6 protein-coding genes are annotated in these 6782 nt (G+C 32.1%); 1 reads left to right on the top strand and 5 read right to left on the bottom strand.

Annotated elements, in window-relative coordinates; genetic code table 11:
• Positions 1–44 precede the first annotated feature (44 nt).
• Entirely contained in the window at positions 45–938 is an 894-nt protein-coding gene (locus ABD792_RS01200; protein WP_425568090.1) for a reverse transcriptase domain-containing protein, read from the top strand.
• Between the two features lie 181 nt (positions 939–1119).
• Here the strand turns inward: ABD792_RS01200 and ABD792_RS01195 are convergent, their stop codons facing one another.
• Genes ABD792_RS01195 through ABD792_RS01175 form a run of 5 tightly spaced genes read right to left on the bottom strand, consistent with a single transcriptional unit; the run spans position 1120 to position 6415 of the window.
• Positions 1120–1785 carry a hypothetical protein gene (locus tag ABD792_RS01195; protein WP_345003881.1) on the bottom strand — a complete coding sequence of 222 codons (666 nt, stop codon included), beginning with the start codon at positions 1783–1785 and terminating at the stop codon, positions 1120–1122.
• Positions 1778–2491, bottom strand: coding sequence for a serine--tRNA ligase (locus ABD792_RS01190; RefSeq protein ID WP_345003879.1), 714 nt, complete (start codon positions 2489–2491; stop codon positions 1778–1780). Before ABD792_RS01190 ends, ABD792_RS01195 begins: the two co-directional genes overlap by 8 nt.
• Positions 2488–5004 (bottom strand): sensor histidine kinase, encoded by a 2517-nt coding sequence (locus tag ABD792_RS01185; protein ID WP_345003878.1) that lies wholly within the window; start codon positions 5002–5004, stop codon positions 2488–2490. Before ABD792_RS01185 ends, ABD792_RS01190 begins: the two co-directional genes overlap by 4 nt.
• Positions 4997–6208, bottom strand: coding sequence for a DNA cytosine methyltransferase (locus ABD792_RS01180; RefSeq protein ID WP_345003877.1), 1212 nt, complete (start codon positions 6206–6208; stop codon positions 4997–4999). The genes ABD792_RS01185 and ABD792_RS01180 overlap by 8 nt, the downstream gene beginning before the upstream one ends.
• Positions 6209–6415 carry a helix-turn-helix transcriptional regulator gene (locus ABD792_RS01175; protein WP_425568091.1) on the bottom strand — a complete coding sequence of 69 codons (207 nt, stop codon included), beginning with the start codon at positions 6413–6415 and terminating at the stop codon, positions 6209–6211. It lies immediately after the preceding gene.
• Positions 6416–6782: the final 367 nt, after the last annotated feature.

Genomic DNA, 6782 nt, shown 5'->3' with positions numbered 1-6782 from the left:
ATCATTGCAGGATCTCTCAAAGTGGCACTGTTTGACCGAAATACGTGGCATGGTCACTCCGAAATAGCCACCTAGAGTCGTTTTTCGATAATGTGGAACACTATATCCTTTTGGAACTGATATACAAACAGGTAAAGTGTGTTTACTTGCTAAAATTAATCCGTCAATTCTTGCGAGCGCCCATCCAAATTAACGGAAAGCTACATAAGCGCAAGAAAGGTGTGCCACAGGGCTCACCGTTAAGTCCATTGCTGTCCAACATCCTGCTCAACGAGTTGGATAAGGTCTTAGAGCAACGAGGACTGCGTTATGTACGTTATGCAGATGACTTTAGCATCTACGTTAAGAGCAGGGCAAGTGCAAAACGAGTAGGGAATAGTGTTTACAAATACCTACGGGACGAATTAAAATTACCGATCAACCGCAGCAAAAGTAAGGTGTGTCGCCCCCAATCGTTTACAATGTTAGGCTTTGGATTTGTGCCGACCTACAAGAAAAACGAAAAAGGGAAATATCAAGCCGTGGTAGCTAAGGACAAATGGGAAAGTTTTAAGCGTTCGCTGAAATACTTGACCAAGAAAACGCTGCCCATGAGCTTTGATGAGCGCATAGGTAAACTAAATCTACTAATACGGGGCTGGGTTAATTATTTTAAACCAGCTTCCATACAAGGGAAACTCAAAAAGTTGGACGAATGGTTGCGAAATCGCATACGGTACTGCATTTGGCATGACTGGAAGAAGCTCGAACGAAAGCGGAAAAACCTAATTCGGTTGGGCGTGCCCCAAGGGCAAGCCTATGCATGGAGTAGAACAAATATGGGAGGATGGGCAGTAGCTCAAAGTCCTATTTTGCGAACCACGATAACGCAATCAAAACTTCATAAAAGAGGCTACCTAAGTATGCTAACATACTACAAAGGTCAATATCATTTTTGAACCGCCGTATACGCGACCCGTACGTACGGTGGTGTGAGAGGTGCACCGTGGACTTATCGTTCACGGCCGCCTACTCGATTGTACGCTGGCTTTTTTTCATTCAGCGTTGGCGTTTAAGCTCTTTGCAACCGCAGGAACGAGGATTGCAATGTGCTTGAACATGGTTGAACATGTTTTCGTATCAACCTCTTAAATTTTGCTTTGTTTCAATTTGGTTCCTTAATTCAAATACTAACCTTGATAATTCAATTCTATTTTCGTTTTCTTTGTTCAATAATATTCTGTTTATTTCCTTGTTTAAGTAAAAACGGAAATACTTTGGAATATCCAAGAACCTAATCTTTTCGTTTATTAATAGCTTTATGATTCGTATAGAACACTCAACATAAATACCATTGAATATATTAATTTCATCTTTATTCAATATTTTTTTTAAATCCGAATACTGATTATGATGCTTTAACTCTTCTTCTGAACTTATTATATTTCCAAAACCAAGTGAAAAATTAGATTTATAAATCTTTTTAATAAAATCACTTGATCTACAAGTTAAAAGAAATATATCGTGTTCATCGAAATAGTAGTTTGCCCAAGTCGCGTCAAGAAAATATTTTTTGTATTCAAAAGTATCGTCAGGCTCATATAAACCACTAGAGCTACCATGTCCTAAATAAACTATTAATGATTTGGGCTCTAAATCACCAATTAAAGATTTTGCTTTTAGAATTGATTCTTCATCTGATTTAAATGAATAGTAAAGATGTTCAAACTCTTCTTTGAATTTATTTAAAAATAAAGTAGAATTATCTGAAGCATGGACAATTAAAACACTTTTATACTTATTCATTTAAATTAGAATAATGAGCGATTGATAGTTCTATGAATTCCCGAATAAATTTCAAACCACCAATATCTTGATGATTAAGATCTAAAATATCTGCTATTCTCTTACCATCATAATCGGCATTTCCTGTATTTACTATTGTGTTTTCATCAAATGAAATTATTGAATCAAGAACTACATTGGAAATTGTATTTGATTGTTTTAAAAGAGTTTTTATTTCCTCAAATCTTTGTTCATCTCTTTTGCAAAATTTTATTTTTAACTCAATAATCTCTCTTATAAATTCTAAAGAAGGAATTATATCATCTGGTTGCTCTTCAATTTCTTTTTTTATTTTTTGCAGGACATAATCTGAAGCTTTTTTGATATCAGATGAGTAGATTAAAAATGTACGACTTTTCCATTTCTCTTTTATCTCAATTACCCATTCAATTATATCCCAACCTTTTATACCAGGGAATTCATTGTTTTTATCTAATATATTCCAATCGGTAATAATCAGATTTATATTCCTTCCTTTAGTTTTTTGAGTGACTTCTGCTTTGAATTCATCAATAACGAATTCATTTGTATCAGCATCATAAAAATCAATAGGGTTTATGACAATTGGTGTTATTAGACAGCCGCTTATTTTAATCTTGTTATGGTACTGATTAATAGCTTCAGGGTCATCGTCAAACACTAAATAATTTAATTCTATTTGACTCATTTTAGTGTGATTTTAAATGAAGCTCCTTTTAATTTTTTATTGTTTCCAATAAAATCAATAGACCCTTTTAAGTTTGTTATTCTTTTTTGTACATCATACATGCCTATTCCTGAACCTTTTTCTTTTGAGTCTCTTACACCTAATTCAAAAATAGATTTTGGGTTTTTGGTGAGCAACTCAGAGACACCTATACCATCATCGTGATAAAGAATTTCTAATTTTTTGTCGACTTTTGAAAACTCAACTAGAATATTTTTAGCTTCAGCTTTAATTGAATTAGAGACGAGGTTGTCAATTATAATATCTAACTCTATTGGATTGATTAATGAGTATTTCTCGAATAAATTTTCGATTGTAATATTGATTTTTTCTCTTGAAACACTAATGTCGTTCAAATATTCAGTTATATATTTTGGAAGGTTAATTCTTTGGTTTGTAAACTTATAATCGAAATTGGATTTAATAATTATCTGCGATACTTTAATCGCTTTGTCTATGTTATTTTTGATTGAATATATCTTTGACTTTGTCTGTTCATCAAGTTTTGAAGTTAGTAGGTCATTAACATAGGTAGAAGCATTCCCAACATATAAGTCGATTGAATGAACAAGTTGTTCTGCATCATCGCTTAGAGTCTTCCTAGTTGCAGTTAAGTATTGAGTTTTCTTTGTCTCAATAGTAAGTTTGTCAGATAAATTTTTGTTTTTTTCTTCTTCTTCCCTTGCTTTTTTTTCAGCTTTTAATTTTGCTAATTCTGCCAAGGCTCTTTCTTTTTCTTTTCGCTCAGCTTCTAGTTCTGCCTTCCTACTTCTTTCTTCAGCTTCTTTCCTTTTCTTTTCTTCGGCTTCTCGTTTTTGTTTCTCAATTTCAGCTTTCTTTTCGGCTTCAATTCGTTTACGTCTTTCTTCTTCCTCTCTTTTTAAAGCATCTTCTTTTTCTTGAATAATTTTATTAAAATTGCTCTCTGTAAGTTTTACTTGATTTAGTAATTCTTTGTCGCTAGTTTTTTCTGCAATTTTCTCTAATTCTACAATAAATTTTGGCTGTACATCCTCTAATTTATCATTTACTAGATTTACAAGTTCTTTATTGTACTTAATGATTCTAATATCATTATCATCACTAAGAGTTTTTATTAGATTGACGAAATCTATTTTACTACCGATATTTTTAAGGGCATCTTCATAGGAATCTTTGTCTTTATCATCTTTTAGACTAACACGATGTAATTCAGCAATTTCTTCGTTTAAAAAATATTTTCTTCTTTTAAATGCTTCTCCCCAAAGTACACCAACAACATAGCGTTCTAGCCTTTTTAAAGCTTTTTCATAGAAAATCTCAAACAACATTTTTTTTCCTATGGTTTGAACCAATCCACCATCTCTACTCGAAACTTCTTTAAATTCATTAAAATTTTCGGTAATTAAATCAACTTTTCCGAATAAATCTCTAGTACCTAAAAACCGATTATATCCTTGCTGTTTTCTGTTATCGACTTCCCAACTGTCATCACCCACATTTCCATATGGTTGAACTCTGAAACCGTTTTTAAAAAGAAATATATTCCCGTAGTTAACAGGTTCAATGTCCATTAACTTACCAAAATTAATTTTGGCACTTCTGTTAAGAAAATAGAGGTTTATTTCTAGGTCATCTAAAACAAGTTTATACTTATTAGGCTCTTCAATATGATATATTAATGACCCTCTGTCAATAATTTTTGTAGTGATTAAATCTCCTTTTAGGCTTACGTCAATTTGAGTAGTTTTTAAGTCAAATATTTTTAAAATACTATTGCCAATAACACCATTGACTTTTAATTCTGTATCTGCTTTTTTTAAACTTAGAATATCATCGGAAGTATTTATTTCAATTTTAAATGAATCTTCTTTAGTAAATGGGTTTATCAGTTTCTCTAAAGACCTACGTAGCTCAAAAACTTTTTTACGGTCCCAAGATGAATTCAAATTTTGAATTTTTAAGATAGTACCACTAGAACTATTATTTGGAAATATTTTGTTGTTTTTTGTTTCTTCAAAAGGAATTTTAATAGAATTGAAACTTTGTTCTGCATCTTTTTCAAATTCTTCCCAATCAACATTTAATTTAAATGTCTTCTGAGAATTTGCTTTAGAAGTTATTAGTTCTAGCTCGGACCCTAATCTATCACAAGAAAATCTCCCAACTCCTTTAGCACCAGCAAAAAACCTTCTGGATTTTAAATTGTTTAGATGAGGATCTCTCTGAAAATCATTGTCTTCAGAACCTTCTTTTTTTGCAGAGTATGCTACAGCAAACCATTTTTTTTCTAAATCAACTTTGGACATTCCTTTGCCATTATCTGCAATAATAATTTCATCCTTATTAAAAGAGATTTTCACATAGTTAGCATAGGCATCATATGAGTTTTTAACTAATTCATAAATAGCAATGAAATCATCGGTAATTAAATCTCTACCAATGATATTTTTCATACCAGTTTTAACATCAAATTTTAAAGTTCCTTTATCCATTATTAAGTAATGATTTTAAAACTATACCTGCTTGTTCTCCAAACAATGGTGGTATAGCATTTCCAATTTGTGAATATCTTGGAACCTCTTGCGTTCTTCTTTTACCACCAGTAGTATACTTCCCTTTAAATTCATACGTGTCTGGAAAGGATTGAATTCTTGCGTACTCACGAACTGTCATAATTCTTGGTTCACAGTAGTGAATATAGTCGTCTGGTAATGTTGTAATTGTAGGTGTCGGCTTATTTGCTTCAAGTATTTTGGTGCTACTTTTTTTAAGTTGAAACCTTTCTCTATATGCAGAGCTTGTAAGCTTTTCGTCCAATGCAATTTTAAACCTAGCTTTTATTGTTTCTGTGTGTTTTGCAAATCGATGACTATCGACTCTACTGCTCTTTCTTTTATATTTTCGGACAAATTTTTGATAATTTGATAAAGGCTCTCCATAAACTCCTTCTTTAAATTTAGGTGTTTCAGATTCTATTACTCCGTTAGATTGTAGTAAGTCAGAAATTGCGTTTTCTAAAGTAGGATTCAGAGTAAGATTTTTACTTACTAAAAAAGCTTCTTTGTTATTTTGAATTCCATTAAAAAAACTTTCTTTGTTTATAGATGGATTCTCTTTGAGAAAATCATTTTGAATTCCGACTAAAATAAATCTTGTTCGTTTTTGAGGAATTCCATATTTAGAAAAATCTATTAACTGTCCTTTTACTGAATATCCTAAATTTTGTAGTTGTTCAACCACATATGTTGAGTATGCTTTACCTTTTTTGTCATTATTCTTGAAACCAAGGGTGAAACCTTTAACATTTTCAAAGAATATTAATTTTGGTTTTACATAGTCAATGAATTTTATGTAGGAATTAATTAAGTCATTTCTAGAGTCATTTTCGATTCTTCTTCCAGCCATTGAAAATCCCTGACAAGGCGGTCCACCTGCTACCAAATCTATTTTTCCTCTTAACTTAATTAGGTCATTCGAATTATTTTCTAGAATTTCATTTATATCGTGGTGTTTTTGCTCTAACCAATTTGGCCAGTCAAAATGCCTTTTCTTTTTAATTAAGTTATGTTCTAAAGTTTTAAAGGCATCTTCACTTTTTTCAATTGCAAATGTTCCTTTCCAACCTGCATTATGTAATCCAAGTGAAAGCCCTCCGCAACCAGAGAATAAATCTATGTATGTTTTGGGGTTGTTCATTTAACTTGCTTCTTTGGTTGAGTTTAATAATTCTCTAATATCAATATCAAGTACATTAGCTATTCTTAATAGGTTTTCAAGTGATGGTTGTCTAGCATTCGTACACCATTGAGAAACGGTTGATTCATCTTTTCCGATTTGTTCAGCCAACCATTTGTTTTTTCTTCTTGTTTCAGCTAGAGCTACTTTAATCCTGTTGATTTCCACCTTTGCCAATTTCTTTGTGTTTTACACAAATATATTAACTTATTAGGAATAATATTTACTATTACTCTGATTATTTTAGGGTGGTGGTGGGGAGGTGAAAGCTCTTTTTGTTTTGTGAGGCACGAGCAAAATGAAATGTGCTTAAACGTGGGTTGGCTCTTTTTTCAGCTTGCGTACAACGTATTTGTGTATGATTTTTTGCGGGAAAGGACGCGAGTCGTTTTCCGCTGTGCGGAAAGATAATTAATAAGATTGAATTTCCGTTGAGGAAATTCAGCCGCAATTAATTATACACCTTGTTGAACTAAACCTAAAGGTAGCTTTCAGGTGAAATAATCTCACTTTTGGCTACCTTTAAGTATTCGTA

This window comes from Snuella lapsa (genome assembly GCF_039539345.1).
GTDB lineage: Bacteria > Bacteroidota > Bacteroidia > Flavobacteriales > Flavobacteriaceae > Snuella > Snuella lapsa.
Note: the sequence above shows the minus strand (reverse complement) of the source record. Positions and strands in the feature narration are given on the sequence as shown.

Bases quoted from the DNA above. Each gene is read 5' to 3' on its own strand.
- ABD792_RS01195 (WP_345003881.1), bottom strand. From the start codon at position 1,785: ATGAATAAGTATAAAAGTGTTTTAATTGTCCATGCTTCAGATAATTCT.
- ABD792_RS01190 (WP_345003879.1), bottom strand. From the start codon at position 2,491: ATGAGTCAAATAGAATTAAATTATTTAGTGTTTGACGATGACCCTGAA.
- ABD792_RS01185 (WP_345003878.1), bottom strand. From the start codon at position 5,004: ATGGATAAAGGAACTTTAAAATTTGATGTTAAAACTGGTATGAAAAAT.
- ABD792_RS01180 (WP_345003877.1), bottom strand. From the start codon at position 6,208: ATGAACAACCCCAAAACATACATAGATTTATTCTCTGGTTGCGGAGGG.